Raw genomic sequence first — 21,781 nt, forward strand, 5'->3', positions numbered from 1 at the left:
TTTACGGCATAATTTTACCTCAATCCGATTCAGATTTAAGGAATTATGCTGTGGTGTCTTACGATATCAGTGGTTTGAATGATCGTCGGACTTGCCGCTCTGCGGCGTCACAGGAAATTCGAGATCGACCTTACCAGCCTTTTCGAATTCCAGCGTCGCGGAAACCTTGTCGCCTTCCTTGTAAGGCTGGTCTGGCTGAATGAACATCAGGTGATAGCCACCGGATTTCAGCTCAACCGTTTCGCCAGCTGGAATATCCAAGCCGCTGTCGAGCTTGCGCATCTTCATGACCTGATTTTCCATGCTCATTTCATGGATTTCAACGCGCTTGACACCGGTTGTTGTGACGCTGACCAGCTTGTCTGCATCCTTGCCATCGTTTTTGATGGTAAGGAAGCCACCAGCAACTTTTGCACCTGGAACCATGGCGCGGATTGATGGGCCGCTGATGCTAAGATCGCCGACCTTGGTTGGTGCCATGGCGTGATCCCCATGTGCGCCATGTCCTGCATGATCATCAGACGAGGCAGCTACGAGCACGCGAAGCTGCGGCGCAGGGTTCTTCAGATCATGCGGATTTTGGCCGTCAGCAGCAATTTCGGTCCACGCAACGGAATCATCTGTGCCACAGAACTGCGTGACCGGGAAGGAAAGGGTTGTGTCCTTATCGAACTTGGCAAGCTGGCCAACCACGACAAACTCATCATAGAAGTCGCTTGGCAACTCGCCTTCGCTCCATGTGACCTGCTTTACGCCGGAGGTCACGTCTTTGCCGTGGATCTTATAGCTCTGCGCATAGTCGCCCTTGGCTGTTTCAACTTTCCAGCCAGCCTTTGGCTGTGGCTGAGCTGAAACAAAACCTTCTGGCAGTTCAATCTTTACAGCGGTCGTGGCTTGGCCCTCGCAGCCGTGCGGGATGCGGACAACCGCCTTGTAGAAACCGCCAGCCTTGGCTTCGCTCTGTTCAAGCGACGAGTGGGCACTGGCAAAGCCGGCTGAAGCGCAAAGTGCGAGAACCGAAATAGCGGATGTAAGAAAACGAGTGTTTTTCATCGTAAGAAACCTGAATAATCAAATGTAGGGACGCAGCGCTGTTAAGCGTGCGCAGGAAAATTGATTTCAGGCAAAGGGCGGCGCTTGTGGCGGCGCGGACGGTGGATAGGCTGTTTGCCGTAAGATTGGCTCTGACGGTACAACAATGTCAGCAGCGGCAACATTCGGTGCAGCACCCGTTGATGGTGCGGGGGTAGGGCAAAGGAATGCCGACGAAATACGGCAGGCATCGCAGATATTACTGTTATGCAGATGTTGATCCCGATCATGCCCGTCCTGATCGATTGCGTGATCAGTGATACAGAGAACGGGATAACTGCCATCAGGCAGAACATATTCTGCAAGCAGCAATTGTTCAGGAGAAGCGAGCGTAACAGGCTTGTGCCCAAAAGCGACAAGCATCAGTGCCAATACGCTCAGAATGCGTATCGCCAATGTTGCCCGTAACTGGACTGCGCGCGTGTTCAACCCAAAAATCTCCTTCAGGATCGACCTTATCTATTCCAACGTGGCTGTCTTTGCCAAGCGTCAAATAGAAGCGTTCTTAAGGCAGTAGAGAATAAGGTGGGAGCTCAGAGCCAAGAATTTTGCTTGCGCTCAAAGAAGGTCTGCGCCCCCTTATTCCCTTACTCAAACATAGCGCCCGCCGTGCTGAATGACTTCGATCTTGTAGCCATCCGGATCTTCGACAAAGAAGAAGCGCGCGACCTGCACGTCACCATTCTTAAAGTCTACCAGCTTGCCGACCTTGAAGCCCAGTCCTGTGAAACGAGCATGTTCTGCATCAAGTTCATCAACCACAAAAGCTAAATGGCCATAACCGTCGCCGAGGTCATATGGCTCTGTACGCCCCTTGTTGATGGTCAACTCTACTTCGAAGTCGGCTTCGTCATTGCGCAGATAAACAAGCGTAAAGCTTTCGAAATCGATGCGCTCGGCGATCTTCAGACCGAAAGCCTGATCATAGAAGGAAACAGACTTTTCCTCATCAAGAACGCGTATCATCGTGTGGATGGCTTTGGCCATTATGTCACCTGTCTCTCAAAACTCTTTGCTTGGTTCTATTGGCCTTTTGGCTAAAACTGCATTATCTCAAGACATGCAAAGCGGGCAAGCCGAGAGCTTGCCGCAGACGAGGTTGGAATAATGTCAGGCGTAACGCGTGAACAGGTTCTCGAACGGCTGAAAGCTGTGACAGGACCAGATTTCGAAAGCGATGTTGTGTCGCTCGGTCTGGTGTCGGATATTTTCATTGCCGACGGCAAGGTCTTCTTTTCCATCACGGTTCCTGCGGATCGCGCAAACGGGCTTGAACCGATGCGTTTGGCTGCTGAAAAGGCGGTTAAGGAAATCCCGGGTGTGTCTGGTGCGCTGGTCACGTTGACTGCGGAAAAGAAGGGCGGTCGCACAAGTGATGATGCGCCTCCTCCACCAAAACCACAGCCTCGTCCTGCACAGGCTGCGGCAGCGCCAAATCGCCAACCACCGCAACCACGTCCGGCAGCCAAGCCTGGTATTCCCGGCGTGGGCGCAATCATTGCTGTTGCATCCGGCAAGGGCGGCGTCGGTAAATCCACGACTGCGGTCAATCTGGCGCTCGGTATGGCCGCAAATGGCCTGAAAGTTGGCATTCTTGATGCCGATATTTATGGCCCATCCATGCCACGTCTGCTCGGCCTTTCCGGTCGCCCGGAAACGGTTGAAGGCCGCATCCTGAAACCAATGGAAAACTACGGCGTCAAGGTGATGTCGATGGGTTTCATGGTGGATGAAGACACGCCGATGATTTGGCGCGGACCGATGGTCATGTCGGCGCTGACACAGATGCTGCGCGAAGTGGCATGGGGCAATCTCGACGTTCTGGTCGTCGATATGCCGCCCGGCACAGGTGATGCACAGCTCACCATGGCGCAGCAGGTGCCGCTGGCGGGTGCAGTCGTTGTTTCCACACCGCAGGATTTGGCTTTGATTGATGCGCGCAAGGGATTGGCCATGTTCCGCAAGGTCGATGTGCCGCTTTTGGGCATTGTCGAGAATATGAGCTATTTCATCGCGCCCGATACTGGCAAACGCTATGACATTTTCGGCCATGGCGGCGCGCGCAAGGAAGCCGAGCGCCTAAACGTGCCATTCCTTGGGGAAGTGCCGCTGCATATGGATGTGCGCGCGCATTCCGACAACGGCACACCGATCACGGTCGTTGAACCCGACAGCGAACATGCGAAAATCTATCGCGATATCGCGGCCAAGGTTTGGGCGAATATGAAGTCGGGCGAAGGGGCTGGAAAGCCCGCTCCGGCGATTGTGTTTGAGTAAAAAAGAAGGGCCCGTAAGGGCCCTTTTTATTATGTGATTACGCTTGGCTCAGTCCGTCCACTACGCTTTTTTACCTCGGCAACTTGTTCTGCTGCATCAATCAGCGTTGCCAGTGTTTCCTGCGTGTCGAGATCATGCTTGGCCTGATCTGCCTCATATCGCTCGATATAGATGCGGATGGTGGCACCCGATGTGCCTGTGCCGGAAAGACGCAGAACGACACGCGCACCGCCTTCAAAATAGATGCGTATGCCCTGATGTTCGCTTACCGAATGATCGATTGGATCATGATAGGCGAAATCATCGGCCTTTTCGATCTTCAGACCGTTGACGCTTGTGCCCGGCAGGCTTGCAAGCTTGCCACGCAGATCAGCAACCAGCTTTTTTGCGATGTCGGAATCAACAGCTTCATAATCGTGACGGGTGTAATAGTTGCGGCCAAAACGCGCCCAATGCTCTTCGACAATGGCTTTCACGCTTTCCTTGCGCACCGCCAGAATGTTGAGCCAAAGCAGAACTGCCCACAGCCCGTCTTTCTCGCGCACATGGTCAGAGCCAGTGCCGGAGCTTTCCTCACCACAGATCGTCACCTTGCCGTGGTCGAGCAGATTGCCGAAGAATTTCCAGCCGGTTGGTGTCTCGTAAATGCCAATGCCGAGTTTTTCCGCAACGCGGTCAGCCGCCGCGCTGGTTGGCATGGAACGGGCGATTCCCTTGATGCCGTCCTTATAACCGGGGGCCAGATGCGCATTGGCCGCAAGCATTGCCAAAGAATCGGAAGGGGTTACGAAAATGCCGCGTCCGATGATGAGATTGCGGTCGCCGTCGCCGTCCGATGCCGCGCCAAAATCCGGTGCATTATCCGACATAAGAAGGTCGTAAAGCTCTTTGGCATAAACGAGATTTGGATCGGGATGATGTCCGCCAAAATCTGGCAGCGGAACGAAGTTCATCACGCTGCCTTCCGGCGCACCAAGACGGTGCTCAAAAATTTCCTTGGCATATGGGCCGGTAACAGCATGCATGGCATCGAACTTCAACCCGAAGCCGCCCTTGATCATGGCGCGTATAGCATCAAAGTCGAACAGGCTTTCCATCAGTTCGGCGTAGTCTGTGACTGGATCAAAGACCACGATTTCTGTGTCGCCAACTTTGGCGGTTCCAAGCGTGTTGAGGTCAATATCAGCTGCTTCTATGATCTTGTACTGATCGATCACCTTCGAGCGCGCAAAGATCGCTTCGGTGATCTTTTCAGGCGCAGGACCGCCATTGCCGATATTGTATTTGATGCCAAAATCTTCGTTCGGGCCGCCGGGATTGTGGCTGGCGGAGAGAATGAGACCACCAAAAGCCTTGTATTTGCGGATCATGTTGGAAGCTGCAGGTGTGGAGAGAATACCACCCTGACCAACCATGATGCGGCCGAAACCGTTGGCCGCTGCAATCTTGATGACTTTCTTGATCACTTCGCGATTATAGAAGCGACCATCACCACCAACCACGAGCGTCTTGCCCGCAAACCCGTCCAGCACATCGAAAACCGACTGGATGAAGTTTTCAGCATAATTGGGCTGCTGGAAAACCGGAACCTTCTTACGCAGACCGGATGTTCCGGGTTGCTGATCCTGAAAGGGCGTGGTGGCAACTGTCTTGACGGTCATATTTTTCCCGTTCGATTCAATGATTTGAACTAGCAAGTGATCAGTCTTTGCGGTCATTGCAAGACAAGATAGATCAAACTTATTGTTTGAAAATAACAAACTGTGTGCTGTTTTGCAGAAACACTTCCATTTTTCATTTCTGGTGCCCTCATATGAAGCCTTGTCCAACAGAAAATCTGCCTGAAGAAATTCTCTTAAAGCTTTCGAATACAGATGGCCGTTTGATTGTTGCGATTGCTGGTCCACCCGGAGCAGGTAAGTCGACGATCTCTGAGTATCTGCGGGATGCGATCAATAAAGGCGGGGTAGGGCCAGCCGTTATTGTGCCGATGGACGGCTTTCATCTGGACAATGCAATCCTTGACGAGCGCGGCCTTCGGAGCCGTAAAGGGTCGCCGCCCACTTTTGACTGCGCAGGTTTTGCAGCTCTGCTGGGGCGTTTGAAAAATGCTTCGGAAGACGTCGTCATTCCGGCCTTTGATCGCACGCTTGATCTTGCACGCGCTGGCGCAGCAATTGTGCGCGCCGATCATCAAATTCTGCTGGTGGAAGGCAATTACCTTTTGCTCAATCAGCAGCCTTGGACGGAACTCGCATCGTTTTTCGATATGACGATCTTTCTGGAAGTGCCTTTTTCCGAGCTTGAACGTCGCCTCATCCAGCGTTGGCTTGATCATGGACACACAGAAGACGCAGCACGTCAGCGCGCACTTTCCAATGATATTCCTAATGCCGAACTCGTGGTCTCATCCTCACGCGATGCGAATTACATCGTCACAACGGCATAATAACGCATGACGGAAAATTGCACCGCCAAGGCTTGCCGCAGATGATTCCTGCCTGCATGATATTCAATATCAGTTATATTCTCACGGGATCAGCCTTTCATGACAAACTATGTTTTCGCGCCTTCTCCGCAGCCATTCGTGCCGGTTAAGGGAACCGAAGCGCGTTTTCCCGTGCATCGCATTTATTGCGTCGGTCAGAACTATGCCGATCACGCGATTGAAATGGGTGGTGATCCAACGCGCAATCCGCCTTTCTTCTTCCAGAAAAACCCGGATAGCCTTGTGATTGAAGGCGGTGATTTTCCCTACCCGCCGCAGACCGAAGACGTGCATCATGAGATTGAGCTGGTCGTGGCTCTCAAAACAGGTGGCAAGGACATTGCAGTCGAACAGGCACTGGACCATGTTTATGGCTATACAGTCGGCATCGACATGACGCGCCGTGACTTGCAGGCCGTTGCAAAGAAGGCGGGTCGTCCTTGGGAAGTGGCGAAAGCTTTTGAGCATTCCGCGCCATGCTCAGCCATTGTGCCCGTATCGGAAATCGGCCATCCCGAATCGGCTGAAATTTCTCTGAAAATTAATGGAGAAACCCGCCAGTCGGGCGATCTTAATCAGATGATCTGGAAGGTTGCCGAAACGATTTCTTATCTTTCGTCTCTGTTTGAGCTTCAACCGGGCGACCTTATTTACACTGGCACACCGGCAGGCGTCGGACCTGTCCAGCGTGGTGATCTTCTCGAAGGGTCTGTGGGCGGCGTTGGGTCAATTTCTGTAAAGGTTATCTAGGCTGGCTTAGGGGGCTCCGAGCATTTGGGTGAAAACTGCGCATCAGTTTTGTGCAGGGTAATGCTAAGAACGAAAGACGGAGCGCTGGCCTCATTGGAAAGCGCTCTGATAACGGAGGAACGATGAGCACCTATCTCCCCACTGACGTGCATGACGCTCTCGAACGTTTCATTCATGAGATGCATCCGGGCCTCAATCAGACTGAGGCAATTATTCTCATTCTCCGAAAGGCGCTCGTGCATCAGGGCTATCTTGCAGCAGAGCCAGAACATGGTACACCGCCAGAAGATTTGAATGCCACGAATGACGATTGAATATGAATAAGAACCCACCTGAGGGAGCGGGCCAGAAGGCAGCTCTCGGTCGCCGCCTTCTGCTTCTGACGATTTTGGCGATTTTGCTGACATGTGCGCTCATCTGGATGAGCATTTATCTGTTTGATCCCGATGGTGGTCTCGGTTTTGACGACTTCGGAATTTTTGCACATGAATTCAATGCGATAGATACGATGCTGCCTCGCATTCTGTGAGGCTTAAAATCGTTCTATTACGCTTTGAAATATTCATTTTGACGCGCCTTTGACGTTCTGGGCTTCCGCTTTGCGTATTTTGCGTGGTACATGACTGTCATCGATTGAAAGAATATTGTCTGAACCGGGCCGCAAAACGGACCGCTCAAGCCAAGAGGGTCTTATGGCATTCGAGGACATCAAAGCGGAAATCGCCCTGCTTTTTGAGCAGATGGTAAACCAGCCGCAGGACGTTCATGAGATTCGTGAAACGGTTCGTGAGAAGCTTAACACGCTCAAAGCCACAGGTATGCCTCTGCCAGCTGATCTGGTTGAACTCGAAAAACGCATCGAACAAGATTTCGATTCATAGGATCGGTCACTCATGCGCACACAAGCTCCATCAAAGCCGCTTTCTCTAACCTTTCTTAAAGGTGCTCTCCTCCTCGGTTGTGCAATTGCTCTCAGCGCCTGCAACACGACAAGTGACGGAAAGCCTGCAAAGACCGCGCTGATTTCGCCGACTGAAAATTCAACGACGACCGCAACCGTATCTGCATCGGGCGACACGGCAACTCCAGTCGCAGGCGCCACCGCAGTTGCTGACGCGACTGCTCCTGCTGATGGAACGCAGGCAGTTGCATCGCTCGAAAGCCCGGTTCTTCCTACCAATGTGCCGATTCCGGGCATTCGCGGTCAGTCTGAGCCGATGATGGCTTATGCCGGTGCGCAGGCGGAAGCCTCACCAGCCTCCATGGCTGCCAATATGGCATTTGAAACACCTGATCACGCACCGGAAGAACTCGACGCGCTGATTACCAAATATTCTGTTGCCTATGATGTGCCGGAGCGTCTGGTACGCCGCGTGGTGCATCGCGAAAGCCGTTTTAATCCGGGTGCGCGTAATGGACCATATTGGGGTCTGATGCAGATCAGTCATCCAACCGCGCGCGGTATGGGCTACAAGGGCAATGCCAAGGGCCTTCTCGATGCTGAGACGAACCTGAAATATGCGGTTCGTTACCTCTCCGGCGCCTATAAGGTTGCTGGTGGAGACGAAAGCCAAGCTGTTCGTTTCTATGCACGCGGTTATTATTATGATGCCAAGCGCAAGGGATTGCTGCAGGAAACCGGACTTGATGGCAGCTGGAAGCGTAGTGGCCCAACCCGCGATGCCGCAGCGGCGTCATCCGAAACGACAACTCTGCCAGATGCAGCTGCTGCTCCGTTGCCGGGTGTCGCACCGATTCAGGCTTCCTATACGCCTTCCGCGCAATAAGTTCATCCGACAAACTGTCATCTTGACGCTGCAAAGCGATGGCAGTTTGCTGTCTTAACAAAAGCGTGTCGCGGTTTATCCCAAAACCGGTTCCCACCTTTAGAAGACAAGAGCGCGTGAGATGGATGTAAAACTGCCTTATCCAATTAAATGGAAATATGATCGGGCTGAGCTTTGGGCCGATGGCGTCATCCATGTGCTGGGTGTTGCTCTGGCGCTTGCCGGTGCAATTGCCATGTTGCTCTATTTTCTACCGAATATGTCGGCAGCCACGTCGATTTCTTCGAGCGTTTATCTGGCAAGTCTTCTGGGTGCGCTCGGGATTTCAGCAGTTTATAATATCTGGCCGGTTTCGCCGACAAAATGGTTTCTGCGCCGTTTCGATCATTCGGCCATTTATCTCTTGATTGCTGGCACTTATACGCCTTTTGCCATGCATATGGGTGATCGCGCCTTGCCGCTGCTTCTCTTTGTCTGGAGCGTGGCGTTTGTCGGTATCTTTCTCAAACTCTTCATGCCCGGACGCTTTGATCGTCTATCGATCCTGCTTTATCTGGCGCTCGGCTGGAGTGGCGTCATGGTCTATGACACCATGGTGCAATCACTGCCGCCTGCCGTCTTCTGGCTGATCGCTGCAGGCGGTATGGTCTATTCGCTGGGCGTGATCTTCCACGTCTGGGAACGCTTGCGTTTTCAAAATGCCATCTGGCATGGCTTTGTCGTGGTTGGCGCAGCACTTCATTATTGTGCGGTGTTTGTTGTCGGGACGTGATTTCAATCCTAATGAAAGTCGCGTGAGTTCGGCATAATCTTCACATTTCGCGGATGACGTGCGGTCGTTTGTGAGGGCGCAATGAGCCTTTGCGGTTCGCGCCCGCTCATTTCAATGAGTGTAGCGGAACGATCCTGAATTTTTGCCGCCACCAGATGCACGACGCCCTCTGGGCTGCGCTGAACCTGCCCATCAATAAGAATAAGCCGGGCTCCCATAACCTCGCGGCGGAAGGTCTTCATGATCTTTGGCCAGACGACGATATTGGCAATGCCCGTTTCATCTTCGATGGTTAGAAACACCACACCCTTGGCGCTGCCGGGGCGCTGGCGCACGGTGACAATGCCCGCAACCTTCATGCGGCTTCCCTGTTTGCCTTCCTGCACGGCCCGACAGGTGGAAACACTTTCCGCAGAAAATCTTTCACGCAGATATTGCAGCGGATGGCCTTTAAGTGAGAGCCGTGTCGTTTCATAGTCGGCAATCACATGTTCGGAAGCAGCCATTTCCGGAAGTTTCGTGCGCGGTTCTTCCGCCAGTTCACTTGTTTCAGCAGCACGGAACAGCGGCAATGTTTCATCATTGGGCAGGCGCCGCACGGCCCATAATGCGGCACGGCGGTCAATGTCGAGTGAGCCGAAAGCGTCGGCATCAGCAAGGAGAGTGAATGTGCGCCGGTCTAGCCGCAGACGGCGGTGCATGTCTTCAATGCTGCGATAAGGATCATGTTGGCCTGCCATAAGGAGCTCGGCATTGCGCTTGGAAAACCCGTCGATCTGACGAAAGCCGAGCCGAAGCGCAAGTTTCCCGTCCTGCGTTCCTGCCAGAATATTGTCCCACTGACTAAAGTTCACATCGACAGGCAATGCCCTCACATCATGCTCACAGGCATCGCGCACGATCTGCGCTGGCGCATAAAACCCCATTGGCTGTGAATTGAGGACCGCTGCCGCAAACACCTCTGGATGATGGCATTTGATCCATGCGGAAATATAGACCAGATGCGCAAAGCTTGCGGCATGGCTCTCCGGAAAGCCATATTCACCGAAGCCTTTGATCTGGTTGAAGCAATTCTCGGCAAAGGTCCGATCATAGCCACGATTGACCATGCCATCGATCATCTTCGTTTCCATGGTATGGATGGTGCCCATCTTGCGGAAGGTCGCCATGGCACGTCGCAACAGATTGGCTTCATCTGGCGTGAATTTCGCGGCCTCAATGGCAATGCGCATGGCCTGTTCCTGAAACAGCGGCACGCCTTTGGTCTTTTCCAGAATTTTTCGCAGCTCGTCCGGCTCGCCATGTTCGGGGGAAGGCGAGGGATAGGTGACACTTTCCTGCCCGCTTCGCCGCCTCAAATAAGGATGTACCATATCTCCCTGAATGGGGCCGGGGCGGACGATGGCCACCTGAATGACAAGGTCATAATATTCTTGAGGACGCAAACGCGGCAGCATGTTCATTTGTGCGCGGCTTTCAACCTGAAACACGCCGACCGAATCGCCTTTGCAAAGCATGGCGTAAACGGCTTTGTCTTCACGCGGCAGAGTGGCAAGTGTGAGCTTTTCACCACCATAAAGCTGCGGTTTGTGCGAATGAATGAGGTCGAAAGCCTTGCGGATGCAGGTGAGCATACCAAGCGACAGCACATCGACTTTCATCAGACCGACTTCGTCGATGTCGTCCTTGTCCCATTCAATGAACGAGCGTTTGTCCATTGCAGCCGGACCGATTGGCACAGTCTCGTCCAGACGGTCACGCGTCAGCACAAACCCGCCCACATGCTGCGACAGATGCCGTGGAAAACCGATCAGCTCCAGCGCCAGTTCGACGGCACGCCGGATGATGGGATTATCAGGATCAAGCCCTGCCTGCCGGATATGTTCCTTGTCGATACCGCCACCCGATATGCCCCAGACTGTGTTGGCAAGTGCAGCCGTCACATCTTCAGTCAGACCCAGCGCCTTGCCGACATCGCGGATGGCGCTGCGCGAGCGATAGCTGATGACGGTCGCAACAATCGCCGCACGGTCTCTCGTGTAGCGATTATAGACATATTGCATCACCTGTTCCCGCCGCTCATGCTCGAAATCGACGTCAATGTCCGGCGGTTCTTTGCGCTCGACGGAGATGAAACGCTCAAACAGAAGATCCACTTCTGCCGGGTCTACGCCCGTTATGCCCAGACAGAAACACACAACAGAATTGGCTGCTGATCCTCGCCCCTGACAAAGAATTTTTTGGTCGCGGGCATAGCTCACGATGTCATGGACGGTGAGAAAGTAAGCCGCATATTGCAGTTGTTCTATCAGTGCCAGTTCCTTACGGATCAGTCCTTGCACCTTCGGCGGTATGCTATCCGCGCCATAATGCTGGGCAGCGCCGTCCCATGTCAGATCATGCAAATGCTGTTGTGGTGTCTTGCCCGGTGGCACTGGCTCATCAGGATAATCATAACTCAGCTCATCAAGCCTGAATGTGATAGGCGTTACAAAATCGGCGGTTGTCTCAATCGCTGCCGGGTAATTGCGGAACAGGCGCACCATTTCATGCGGTGGTTTGAGGTGGCGCTCGGCGTTCTTTTCAAGCAATCGCCCTGCCGCGAAAACCGTTGTGTAATGCCGTGTTGCCGTCAGCACATCTTGCAGCGCACGGCGATCCGTATGGTGATAAAGCACATCATTGGTGGCAAGCAACGGCACGTTCGCTTCCGCTGCAAAGCGTGCGATGCGCTCTGCGCGGCGTCCGTCATGACCCTGATGCGGCATGGTCAGCGCCAGCCAGACAGAGCCGGGAGCGGCTTGTGCGATCTCCGTCAGACGTGCAGCAAAATCAGGATCATCTTCATCGGGAGCAAAGACTGCGATCTGAAACTGCCGCGCCCGAAATAGCAGATCACCCCATTCAAGATGGCATTCTCCCTTGGCGACAGCGCGGTGTTTGCCATCCGTCAGCAGGCGGCACAATTGTCCATAGGCCGCGCGATCACGCGGATAGACGACCATGTCTGGCGTGCCGTCGATGAAGGAAAGGCGGCAGCCGATGAACAGACGGAAGTCGCATGTGTCGCGAATATCTTTCCATGCAGCATGAGCGCGAACCACACCGGCCAGCGTGTTGCGGTCAGCAATGCCTATACCGGACAGCCCGAGTGCGTGGGCTTGCAAGACCAGCTCCTGGGGATGCGATGCGCCACTCAGGAAAGAAAAGTTGCTGGCCACAGCCATTTCAAAATAGCGGGGCATCACGCAAACAGCCCATGCAAAAACCAGCGCGGATGATTAAAGCCGTCATAAAGCCCTTCGCGGAAAATCCAGAAGCGCTGGCCGTTATCATCCTCCACGCGGTAATAATCGCGCAGCTTCGGCACATCATGACCGATGGAAAGCCACCATTCCGGTTCGATCCGCTCCGGCCCTTCGGCAAGGCGCACATGATGACGCACACGCCGCCACAGGAAAAACGACGGCGGACTGTCGGGTACTTCTGCAATACTCTCTATTGGCTGCGGCGGACGAAACAGTTTGATTGGTCGCGGGGGCGGATCATCGGGAAGTGTTGGGCTGCTTTCATAATAGTCTTCGCTTTTGCGGATTCGCAGGGCAGGGCGCAGGCCAAAAGCACGTTCTGGAATATGCGTGTTGCGCGAGAAGGAAACCAGTACACGCTCCTGCCCCAGTCGCGCCGAAAGCCGGTCGATCAACTGGCTGAAGCCAGCTTCATCTTCTTCATGCTGATCAAGCCCTGTCTGGCGCTGGGCGATTGCTCCGCTGCGAAGTGCTGCCAGACGGATCATGTCGAAGCCAAAACCGGCATCAAGCGGATCGGTGAGAGCCTTGAGCCGCTCCCGTGCCAGCCTGAGAAATACCCGATCTTCACGCAAAGGCTGGCCAGTTTCGATACGGATATGGCGCACCTCGCCGTCGACACGGAAGAAGGATGCTTCGATCAGAAGCGCGCCTTTTCCCTCGACTTCAAGAAGTGCAAACAGCTCCTGCGCCAGCTCCTGCAAAATTTGTTCAACAAGCTCCATCACCGTGACCGGTTCGGACATGCGGCGTTCGGCAATGTTGAGCGGCACGATACGCAGGGGCGAAATCGGTGCGCGCTCCTGTCGTGCCAGCCGGTCAAGCTTGGTGGCAAGGTCGGTTCCAAAACGAGCAGTCAAGGCTGCGCGGGGCAGCGCCATCACATCGCCAATGCGCTTTAGCCCGGCGCGTTTAAGGCCCGTCTCAGCAGCCTCGTTCAGTTCAAGAGAGCTGATCGGCAGGCGTGGTAAAAAATGGTCGACACCAGCCTTGCTGAAAACGCCGCCGCGCGTTCCGCGCGCCAGAAGCCGTGCGGCAAAGCTGTTGTCAGCCATTGCCGCCTGTATGTTCAGGTCAGCCCGTTCAATCCGCATGATTGCGTCCTCACGCATGGCAGCAAGTCCGCCAAAAAGATGTGCGCAGCCGGTGATGTCGAGCATCAGCCCATGCGGCTCGTCGAAGGCTATAAGCGGCGTGTAGCGTTCGCACCAATGGGCAAGACGCTTGAGCAACGCTGCATCGCGTTCCGGTGCGGCTGTTGCAACGTCAAGTCTTTCCACCCGCGCTCGCGCATCGGTCAGCGCCATGCCGGGGAAAAGACCGAGCTTTGCAGCTGTAGCATCCACTGCCGTCAGGCGCAGCGCATTGGCCGTGCGCTCGGTGACGACAAGCGGCATTTTTTCTGTGCCATTATGCTGAATGTTGTTGCGCAGCCGGTCGGTCGGCAGAAACGGAAACCAGAGGGCGAGGAACACGCGATCTGCCGTTCTGTTCGGCTGTTCCAAATTCGAGGGTTTCATTGTTCCATTCCATGATCCATTGCCCACAGGTACCGTGTCGATTGCGTTCCAGAATTGCCGAAAACACCGGCTTTCCGGGTGCATTCGCGCCACTGGAGCGGGAGGATGCAGGCGCCACCCGCCAGCGGCTGACGGCAGCGCTCTGCACGCCTGTTCGGTGGCTCCTGAGCAGGATGACAGGCAAATGTGCGGTTTCGGTTGCCAGAAGCAGGCGACGCGAGGCAGTCAGGTCGAGACATTTCGGCTGGCCGCTCACCGAGGCGACCACGCCGGAAATGAGGTTCGAAGCCTTGCCGCTTGCCTCTTCAAGCGCATCATTCGCTGCTTTTAAAACATCTTGAGCGGTTGGGCAGCGCACGATCAGCAGGCGTGACGGATTGATTCCGAAGGCATGAAGCCCCGGTGGATAAAGCCCGCCATATTCGCTTGAGGCGCTTTCTTCCTCAATCCAGATGATTGGTCTTCTTGAAGGGGATGCACGCAAAGCCATTGCTAGCGCGAAACCGGTAGCGGCCATATGTGCACCGGGGTTTTCAGCAAAAACCTCATGCAGTGCATCGCCTCTCAGGCCATGCGGAAAAGCATCATCAGCTCCGGTAAGGCCGAGCGTGAAACTGCCTGAACGCCCGCAGCCTGTTCCGGTCTCGTCTGCAAAACTCGCCTGTGAGGCATTGCCTTCGATGGCCGTAACCATGCGCCGCAACGCCGTGATGTCGATGCCGCTCACGTTCAAAACCCTGTGTTTGTAAGGATGCAATTCCAGACGTAAACTGTTTCACGCTTTTATTGGAATGCTATTTGTTCACTTTATGTTCTAGTATTGAATCGAGTCCGCAAAGAGTCAAGCGGGATCAGCTGTGAGGACGTGTGGATAAGAAAAATGCTTCCTCTCAGATAGCACTCTGAAAGGAAGCATCTACGGTCATGGTTGATCAGATCAGGCGGCTTCTTTGAAAGGCACTCCCGCCAGTTGGGCGAGATGGCCACCAAGATCGGTGCCAGCACCTGCCGCATTGACGGTATCAAAATAATAATGCCAACCGGTGGCGGTGATTCCGGCAATCAGCATGTCGAGAGCCATCTCATCCGGGAAGCGCCAAATCGCAAAAAAGCTTTGCTTCGGCGCATAAGGTTTGGTTGGGTTAATAGGGCCGAGGGCCAGAGCCTCGATACCATGTTCGGCCAGACTGCCCATGCCGGCACCGACCTTTTCAAAGAAAACCTGCCTGCCTTTAAGATCAAGTGCCAGCCAGCTTGCCTTGGGTGAATAGAGTTCTGCGAGATAATGGGTCATGTCGTTTCCGGGAGGTTATTTAGAAAAGGAACGCAGTGCGCGTTTGCAGATACGTGCAGTCGTGGGATTTGTACTTGCTTCAAGCCAGTCTGCGCAAAGCGCCTTCACCCATTCGGGTCGGCTTTTGGCTGCATCATTGAGCCAGTTGGCGACCGAATCCTGCACATAAGGTGCGGGATCGGCGCGAAGTGGTGTCAGAATTGACAAAGCCTTTTCAGGGGCTTCTTTCAGGCTTTTGATATGTGCCGACCAAACGCCACGCGGACGGGTGGCTTCGCAGGCAAATCGCCGGATATAGGGGGACGGATCGGCAGTCCATGGCGTAAGCAGTTGGATCGTTTGGTCAATCTCAGAAGAAATATGCTCGCGAAGACCGAGCCATGCCCATTCGCGCACGCCAAAATGTAGATCATCTGCGAGCGGGCGTATGAGCTTCAGACGTTCTGCAAGAGAAAGGCTTTCTAACTGACCGATGGCAAAACAGGCCCAGCCGCGCACGGTATCTGACGGATGGATACTCAGAGAATTGATTACTTGACCGCCAGAGCGTGAGAGCAAAAGCTGTGCTGCCAGCATCATGCGGCGTGAAATGCCAAGATCTTTGGCTTCATGCATTACCTGCAAGGCGCCCCGATCAACGGCCGGAAATACGTTTTGCATGAGGCTCGCAAAGTCAATCGCCAGACATTCGGTCAGTACGGTCGTTTCAACCGTTCCGCTGTGTAACGCAGAAAGTCGTTCGGCCGAGATATCGGAAATTTTCAGTGGCGATTTGCTCATGGCTTTCGTCCGGCATCCGTGCGGCTGAAAATACGGCGCAGCAATGTGCTGAGCACCGCTTGTTCATCGGCGGAAAGATCGCTCATCAGGCTCGCAATCCATGTTGTATGTTCAACGAAAAGCTGTTGCGCCAGTTGCGCTCCTTCGGATGTCAGCCTGATCGTCAGTTTGCGGCGATCTTGCGTGTCCGCATGGCGCTTGAGAAAGCCATCGCGTTCCAAGCCATCAAGCAGGCCGGTAATGGTCGCGCGTGTCACGCCAGCACGCTCTGAAAGCTCGTGCGGTGAAAGGCCATCAGGCGCATTCTGCAACAGAAACAACAGAACAAACTTGCCTTCGGAAAGCTTGTGGGGAGCAAGCCTGTTGGCGCAGTCTTGGTCAATTGCAGCGGCAAGCGACAGGATTTCAAAACAAGTTTTAAGCGCGTCAGAAGACGGACTGCTGCGGCGTTCCAGTTCACCCAGAAGGGCGTGATGTTTTTGCTCAATAATTTCCATACGTCGCCATATAATATGGCGCCATACTAAAAGCAAATGGTTTAGATCAGCTCACTGAGATTGGGCGTCTTGATAGGCTAAGATATACGGTTTATATATGTTTCATATATAACGAATTGGAAAGTATTATGGGTATCGTAAAAATCGGCGATGAACTGCATGAGGAATTGCGCAAGGCAAGTGATGTCATGTGCCGTTCGATCAATGCGCAGGCTGAATACTGGATGAAAATCGGTATGTTGGCACAGGCAAATCCGGAACTGTCCTTCAATGAGATCGTGCAGATGCAGTTGCGCGCGGCACAAGTTGAGCTTCCTGTTCTGGTGGTGCAGTCATCATGATAAAGACACCTGCCGAGGTGGAAAAAATGGCGGCTTCCGGCGCGTTGCTAGCGTCCGTTTTTACACTTCTCGATCATACACCGCTTGCTGGCCTGACTACGATGCAGGTCAATGATCTGGTTGAGGATTATATCACCCGCGAATTACAGGCGCGGCCTGCAAGCAAAGGGCAGTATGATTTTCCTTATGTGCTCAATGCCTCAAGGAATGAAGTCGTCTGCCATGGAATGCCATCGGATAGCAAAATCATCGAAAATGGCGAGATCATCAATTTCGACATTACCCTTGAGAAGGACGGCTATATCGCTGATTCCAGCAAAACCTATATGGTCGGTGAAGTGACTCCCTTTGCTTCGCGTTTGGTGCGTGTGACCTATGAGGCACTATGGAAGGGTATTGCTGCCGTGCGTCCTGGCGCTACGCTGGGCGATATTGGCTATGCTATCGAGCGTCACGCAAAGCGTCATGATTACAGCGTGGTGCGTGAATATTGCGGCCATGGCATTGGTCGTGAAATGCATGAAGAGCCGCAGGTTCTGCATTTCGGCAAGCCGGGCACGGGTGAGCGTCTGCGTGAAGGCATGGTATTCACCATCGAGCCGATGCTTAATCAAGGCACAGCCAAGGTAAAGACCGAAAAAGACGGTTGGACCGTGGTGACGCGCGATGGAAAACTCTCAGCGCAGTTTGAACATACCGTCGCTGTCACGTCGAATGGCGTGCGGGTGCTGACCTTACGTCCTGGTGAAGAAAAGATGCTTGCAGCAATCAGAAACGCTGTCTGACATTATCAAATTTTGTCTGCCAGCAAGAGCACGAAGATAATCGTTCCGCCAATGCTCAATCCGCTTGCCAGAATGACTCCTATGATGACAGGCGCGAGTTTCAGAAAGGAAATATGAGGCGATATGTCCAGCTGAAAATTTGGCCGGATTTTTTCAGGCGTAAGACAGGTAATTTCGTAATCGCCGGGTATCGTGCATTCAAAACTACCAAGGGCATGAGAAGCATAGCCCTGCATGTCCGTCCGTCTGACGCTGAGCAGCGAACGGCTTGTGGAACGATAGGCGATTGCTGCACCGCTCTCGCGCTCTCTGATTGCAAATTGCGCAGAGAAATATGCGATCCCCGAAATAATCGTCAGTGGTGGAAAGACGATACTGAGGGTGTATCGCCCGGCTTTGGGCAAATGAAATACATGCGGCTTAATGTCGGCAGGAAAGCGATACCGGATCGCTGGCATGATATTGCCCCACAGAATGGAAATGCATCGGACCAGCAGATAAATCCCGAGCAGAATGCAAAGAGGCATCGCAAGATAGAGAAACACGGCTCACGCTCCGTTTAGTTCTTGAAAAGAAAAAGCCCGCCGGAAGGCGGGCTTTTGCCGTGTTTTAAAAAGCTTAGCGACGGTCGCGTGCAGCCAATGTGCGCAGACGAAGTGCATTGAGCTTGATGAAGCCTGCTGCGTCCTTCTGGTCATAGGCGCCCTGATCGTCTTCAAACGTCACGAGCTTGTCGGAATAGAGCGACTTGTCCGATTCACGACCGGTCACAATCACATTGCCCTTATAGAGCTTGAGCGTGACTTCACCTTCGACGTGACGCTGGCTGAGATCGATAGCAGCCTGCAGCATTTCGCGTTCTGGCGAGAACCAGAAACCGTAATAGATGAGTTCCGCATAGCGTGGCATCAGCTCATCCTTGAGGTGCGCCGCACCACGATCGAGCGTGATCGATTCGATGGCGCGGTGTGCTGCCAACAGGATCGTGCCACCTGGCGTTTCATAGACGCCGCGCGATTTCATGCCGACGAAGCGGTTTTCAACGAGGTCAAGACGACCAATGCCGTTGTCACGGCCATAATCGTTGAGCTTGGCAAGCAGCGTTGCAGGCGACAGACGTTCGCCATTGATCGAAACCGCATCACCCTTTTCAAAGCCAATCTTGATGATGGTTGGTGTATCCGGGGCGGTTTCTGGCGAAATCGTGCGCATATGCACATATTCAGGCGCTTCGATCGCCGGATCTTCCAGAACCTTGCCTTCAGACGAAGAGTGCAGCAGGTTTGCGTCAACCGAGAATGGCGCTTCGCCCTTCTTGTCTTTCGCGACCGGAATCTGGTGCTGTTCAGCAAATTCGAGCAGATGCGTGCGGCTCTTGAACGACCAGTCGCGCCATGGAGCGATGATCTTGATGTCCGGGTTCAGCGCATATGCGGAAAGCTCGAAGCGAACCTGATCATTGCCCTTGCCGGTCGCGCCGTGCGCAATTGCGTCAGCGCCGGTCTTCTTGGCGATTTCAATCAGGTGCTTGGAGATCAGCGGACGGGCAATCGAAGTGCCGAGCAAATAGACGCCTTCATAGACGGCGTTGGCGCGGAACATCGGGAAGACGAAATCGCGCACGAATTCTTCGCGCACATCCTCAACGAAAATTTCCTTGATACCCAGCATTTCGGCCTTCTTGCGTGCTGGTTCAAGTTCTTCGCCCTGGCCGAGATCGGCGGTAAAGGTGACGACTTCTGCGTTAAGCTCAGTCTGCAACCATTTCAGGATGATCGAGGTGTCGAGACCGCCAGAATAGGCGAGAACGACCTTTTTAACGTCTTTCAGCTTGCTCATAGTTCACTTCCGTCTGAGATGCGATTGTGGCCCAAAGGGCCGTAGAACAGGATGTTGCAGTTCTTTTATCAGTTGCTAAGCGGCGCGCAAGCCGGATGGCACTTTGTCAGCGAAAAGAAAGCGTCATCTGCCATTATGGACAGTCTTGACTGTCACTTTGATTTGTAACTATAAAAGTTACATGATTAATTCTGACAATCCATTTACCGATCCGCAGGTCGTAGCACGTTACGCAGAAGGGCCGCCGAAAGCTGTGCCGGGATTTCGGGATATGCAGCGCATGACGCGTTTGCTGCTTGCCGAAACCGTGTCCGATACTGCAAGCATTCTGGTGTTGGGTGCGGGCGGTGGTCTTGAACTCAAGCTCTTTGCGGAAAATCACCCGCATTGGACCTTTGAAGGTGTCGACCCTTCCGCAGAAATGCTTCAATTGGCGCGGCAAAACCTTGGCACCAATGCAGCTCGTGTGAACTTCCATGAAGGTTATATCGATAGCGCAGTTCTCGGGCCATTTGATGGAGCAGTTTGTTTGCTGACCATGCATTTTCTGGATGAGAAAACGCGCAAACAAACTCTTTCAGACATCCATCGCCGCCTGAAACCCGGCGCACCATTTATCATGGCACATTTCAGTTTTGAGCAGGGGAGTGCCGATGAGCGAGCTTTGTGGTTGTCACGCTATTCTGCCTTTTTGAATGATTCCGGTGTCGATATGGCAAGTGCAGTAAAAGCCGGTACAGCGATCAATGAGCGTTTGCATATTCTTACGCCGCGACAGGATGAGGCGCTGATACGTGGTGCGGGCTTCAAGGATCTGAGCCTTTTTTATGCATCTTTCACCTATCGCGGATGGGTTGCCTACGCATAAATAAGGGACGCTGAGACGGCTAAAAGAATCCTATGGCGGCGCAATTGAATTCGCGTTAGCTTGCCGCGAATTCTCGGAGTGCCTTTCGATGTCTTTTCTGACAAACCTGACCTTCATTCCCGAATGGACCATCTTCGTCCAGTTCGTGATCGCTACTGCAATTTTATCCATCACCCCCGGCCCGGACATGACGCTTTTCGTCGGTCGTGCGCTTTCTGAAGGCAAGGCCGCTGGCTTTGCCTGTATGGCAGGCGCAAGCACCGGCATTGTTGTGCATACGAGCATGGTAGCACTTGGACTTTCAGCGCTCATCCTCGCTTCGCCTGCAGCCTTCACCGCATTGAAGGTGGTGGGTGCGGTATATCTCGTTTGGCTTGCAGTACAGGCCATCCGCAAAGGTTCGGCATTTTCACCGGAAAAGAATGGTGGCAAGAAGCACACGTTGGTTCAGAACTGGGCGACCGGACTTGGCATCAACCTGCTCAATCCGAAGATCATCCTGTTCAACATGACCTTCCTGCCGCAGTTCGTTTCGGCACATGATCCTCATGCGATGGGAAAGCTGTTCTTTCTGGGATTGTCCTTCATTCCGCTGGCACTGCCTTTCACCATTCCAATGGTGGTTGCAGCCGACAAGTTCGCCGGTCTTCTCAAGAAGAACCCAACTGTTACGCGAATTGTCGATTGGCTTTTTGCGGGCGTCTTCTCGGCTTTTGCGCTGAAAATTATCACCGCACAGGCAAAGTGAAATTAAGCAGCCGGTCCGTTAGAGCGCGTTTTGATTTGATTGGATCAGATCAGCGCTCTAACTTATTTTTTTACCGCGCATCTTTGTCCGAAAACCGTTTCACACTTTTCGGGATGCGCTCTAAAAATCGCCCGGCGTTGCGACCGGCAATCAGCCAGTAGACGAAGCCGCCGACGATGCCTGAACATGCAAAGGCACCGGTCAGAAGAGCGATACTTGCAGCAATCTGTTGATCAGCGACAGCAAGTAGTGATCCAGCGCCCGCTCCCAGCAGACCAATCAAAAGTCCGCCAATGCAATAGGGCAGGGATGATTTCCAGCCACGCACTTCGCTGATCACGATCAGCACTACTGCCGGGAAAAAGCTGAAACCACCCGCCATTGTGGCCAGTACAGGGCCACCTACCAGAACTGCCGCATAAAAGCCGGTCATATCCCAGGCGTCGCGAATCTCGTTGAAAACATCCTGAAAAAACGGATCGGAAAGCGCATAGCCGAGCACATCGATCTGGCTATAAAGAATTGCCGCCAGAAAGAATCCGGCGGCCAGAACGGCTACGCAATAGCCGAAAACAATAACAACAAAACGCGAGATATAATCGAACGTATCAGTCAACCGCGCTTAGTCCTCGTAA

The 21,781-nt window shown here is 53.6% G+C and carries 25 protein-coding genes; 12 read left to right on the forward strand and 13 right to left on the reverse strand.

Annotated elements, in window-relative coordinates; genetic code table 11:
* Positions 1-66: 66 nt before the first annotated feature.
* From KMS41_00275 to KMS41_00285, 3 genes are all read right to left on the reverse strand, one after another.
* Positions 67-1,053 carry a DUF1775 domain-containing protein gene (locus KMS41_00275; GenBank protein QWK77721.1) on the reverse strand — a complete coding sequence of 329 codons (987 nt, stop codon included), beginning with the start codon at positions 1,051-1,053 and terminating at the stop codon, positions 67-69.
* Positions 1,054-1,119: 66 nt separating this feature from the next.
* Positions 1,120-1,521 carry a hypothetical protein gene (locus KMS41_00280; protein ID QWK77722.1) on the reverse strand — a complete coding sequence of 134 codons (402 nt, stop codon included), beginning with the start codon at positions 1,519-1,521 and terminating at the stop codon, positions 1,120-1,122.
* 162 nt (positions 1,522-1,683) lie between these two features.
* Entirely contained in the window at positions 1,684-2,079 is a 396-nt protein-coding gene (locus tag KMS41_00285; GenBank protein ID QWK77723.1) for a VOC family protein, read from the reverse strand.
* A gap of 120 nt (positions 2,080-2,199) precedes the next feature.
* Between KMS41_00285 and apbC the strand changes: the two genes are divergently transcribed.
* Positions 2,200-3,369: an iron-sulfur cluster carrier protein ApbC gene (apbC, locus tag KMS41_00290; GenBank protein QWK77724.1), complete on the forward strand. Its 1,170-nt coding sequence runs from the start codon at positions 2,200-2,202 to the stop codon at positions 3,367-3,369.
* Positions 3,370-3,398: 29 nt separating this feature from the next.
* Here the strand turns inward: apbC and KMS41_00295 are convergent, their stop codons facing one another.
* A complete protein-coding gene (locus tag KMS41_00295; protein QWK77725.1) occupies positions 3,399-5,030 on the reverse strand; it encodes an alpha-D-glucose phosphate-specific phosphoglucomutase in 1,632 nt (543 codons plus the stop codon).
* Positions 5,031-5,182: 152 nt separating this feature from the next.
* On the opposite strand from KMS41_00295, the gene KMS41_00300 reads away from it, so the two are divergent.
* The 7 genes from KMS41_00300 (at position 5,183) to KMS41_00330 (ending at position 9,166) form a co-directional block, all read left to right on the forward strand.
* Complete coding sequence (locus tag KMS41_00300; GenBank protein QWK77726.1) at positions 5,183-5,818, forward strand: nucleoside/nucleotide kinase family protein; 636 nt, start codon at positions 5,183-5,185, stop codon at positions 5,816-5,818.
* A gap of 99 nt (positions 5,819-5,917) precedes the next feature.
* Positions 5,918-6,607 carry a fumarylacetoacetate hydrolase family protein gene (locus KMS41_00305; protein QWK77727.1) on the forward strand — a complete coding sequence of 230 codons (690 nt, stop codon included), beginning with the start codon at positions 5,918-5,920 and terminating at the stop codon, positions 6,605-6,607.
* A gap of 122 nt (positions 6,608-6,729) precedes the next feature.
* Positions 6,730-6,921, forward strand: coding sequence for a hypothetical protein (locus tag KMS41_00310; GenBank protein ID QWK77728.1), 192 nt, complete (start codon positions 6,730-6,732; stop codon positions 6,919-6,921).
* Positions 6,922-6,923: 2 nt separating this feature from the next.
* On the forward strand, positions 6,924-7,136 hold the full coding sequence (locus tag KMS41_00315) for a hypothetical protein (GenBank protein QWK77729.1): 213 nt from the start codon (positions 6,924-6,926) through the stop codon (positions 7,134-7,136).
* A 163-nt stretch (positions 7,137-7,299) separates the two neighbouring features.
* The gene (locus KMS41_00320; protein QWK77730.1) at positions 7,300-7,488 is read left to right on the forward strand and encodes a hypothetical protein; all 189 of its coding nucleotides are present in this window, start codon (positions 7,300-7,302) and stop codon (positions 7,486-7,488) included.
* A 12-nt stretch (positions 7,489-7,500) separates the two neighbouring features.
* The gene (locus KMS41_00325) at positions 7,501-8,394 is read left to right on the forward strand and encodes a lytic transglycosylase domain-containing protein (protein QWK77731.1); all 894 of its coding nucleotides are present in this window, start codon (positions 7,501-7,503) and stop codon (positions 8,392-8,394) included.
* Positions 8,395-8,515: 121 nt separating this feature from the next.
* Entirely contained in the window at positions 8,516-9,166 is a 651-nt protein-coding gene (locus KMS41_00330; protein QWK77732.1) for a hemolysin III family protein, read from the forward strand.
* Between the two features lie 8 nt (positions 9,167-9,174).
* On the opposite strand, the gene KMS41_00335 is transcribed toward KMS41_00330, so the two are convergent.
* From KMS41_00335 to KMS41_00360, 6 genes are all read right to left on the reverse strand, one after another.
* Positions 9,175-12,411, reverse strand: coding sequence for an error-prone DNA polymerase (locus KMS41_00335; protein QWK77733.1), 3,237 nt, complete (start codon positions 12,409-12,411; stop codon positions 9,175-9,177).
* Positions 12,411-13,871 carry a DNA polymerase Y family protein gene (locus KMS41_00340; protein QWK78724.1) on the reverse strand — a complete coding sequence of 487 codons (1,461 nt, stop codon included), beginning with the start codon at positions 13,869-13,871 and terminating at the stop codon, positions 12,411-12,413. The genes KMS41_00335 and KMS41_00340 overlap by 1 nt, the downstream gene beginning before the upstream one ends.
* 13 nt (positions 13,872-13,884) lie before the next feature.
* A complete protein-coding gene (locus tag KMS41_00345; protein QWK77734.1) occupies positions 13,885-14,721 on the reverse strand; it encodes a hypothetical protein in 837 nt (278 codons plus the stop codon).
* A 210-nt stretch (positions 14,722-14,931) separates the two neighbouring features.
* Positions 14,932-15,288, reverse strand: a complete 357-nt coding sequence (locus tag KMS41_00350) for a hypothetical protein (GenBank protein QWK77735.1) — start codon at positions 15,286-15,288, stop codon at positions 14,932-14,934.
* Positions 15,289-15,303: 15 nt separating this feature from the next.
* Positions 15,304-16,068: a DNA alkylation repair protein gene (locus tag KMS41_00355; GenBank protein ID QWK77736.1), complete on the reverse strand. Its 765-nt coding sequence runs from the start codon at positions 16,066-16,068 to the stop codon at positions 15,304-15,306.
* Entirely contained in the window at positions 16,065-16,565 is a 501-nt protein-coding gene (locus tag KMS41_00360; GenBank protein ID QWK77737.1) for a MarR family transcriptional regulator, read from the reverse strand. Before KMS41_00360 ends, KMS41_00355 begins: the two co-directional genes overlap by 4 nt.
* Positions 16,566-16,693: 128 nt before the next feature.
* Between KMS41_00360 and KMS41_00365 the strand changes: the two genes are divergently transcribed.
* Positions 16,694-16,906, forward strand: a complete 213-nt coding sequence (locus tag KMS41_00365; GenBank protein ID QWK77738.1) for a ParD-like family protein — start codon at positions 16,694-16,696, stop codon at positions 16,904-16,906.
* Positions 16,903-17,691: a type I methionyl aminopeptidase gene (map, locus tag KMS41_00370; GenBank protein ID QWK77739.1), complete on the forward strand. Its 789-nt coding sequence runs from the start codon at positions 16,903-16,905 to the stop codon at positions 17,689-17,691. Before KMS41_00365 ends, map begins: the two co-directional genes overlap by 4 nt.
* 5 nt (positions 17,692-17,696) lie before the next feature.
* Here the strand turns inward: map and KMS41_00375 are convergent, their stop codons facing one another.
* Both KMS41_00375 and KMS41_00380 read right to left on the reverse strand, forming a co-directional pair.
* A complete protein-coding gene (locus tag KMS41_00375; GenBank protein QWK77740.1) occupies positions 17,697-18,236 on the reverse strand; it encodes a hypothetical protein in 540 nt (179 codons plus the stop codon).
* A 73-nt stretch (positions 18,237-18,309) separates the two neighbouring features.
* Positions 18,310-19,530: an argininosuccinate synthase gene (locus tag KMS41_00380; GenBank protein ID QWK77741.1), complete on the reverse strand. Its 1,221-nt coding sequence runs from the start codon at positions 19,528-19,530 to the stop codon at positions 18,310-18,312.
* A gap of 181 nt (positions 19,531-19,711) precedes the next feature.
* Here KMS41_00380 and KMS41_00385 point away from each other — a divergent pair, with 181 nt between their 5' ends.
* Together KMS41_00385 and KMS41_00390 are read left to right on the forward strand one after the other, a co-directional pair.
* Positions 19,712-20,398: a class I SAM-dependent methyltransferase gene (locus KMS41_00385; protein ID QWK77742.1), complete on the forward strand. Its 687-nt coding sequence runs from the start codon at positions 19,712-19,714 to the stop codon at positions 20,396-20,398.
* 88 nt (positions 20,399-20,486) lie between these two features.
* Complete coding sequence (locus KMS41_00390; GenBank protein ID QWK77743.1) at positions 20,487-21,146, forward strand: LysE family translocator; 660 nt, start codon at positions 20,487-20,489, stop codon at positions 21,144-21,146.
* 70 nt (positions 21,147-21,216) lie between these two features.
* On the opposite strand, the gene KMS41_00395 is transcribed toward KMS41_00390, so the two are convergent.
* Positions 21,217-21,762, reverse strand: coding sequence for a hypothetical protein (locus KMS41_00395; GenBank protein ID QWK77744.1), 546 nt, complete (start codon positions 21,760-21,762; stop codon positions 21,217-21,219).
* Between the last annotated feature and the right edge of the window lie 19 nt (positions 21,763-21,781).

Source organism: Ochrobactrum sp. BTU1 (assembly GCA_018798825.1).
In the GTDB taxonomy this organism is placed as follows: domain Bacteria; phylum Pseudomonadota; class Alphaproteobacteria; order Rhizobiales; family Rhizobiaceae; genus Brucella.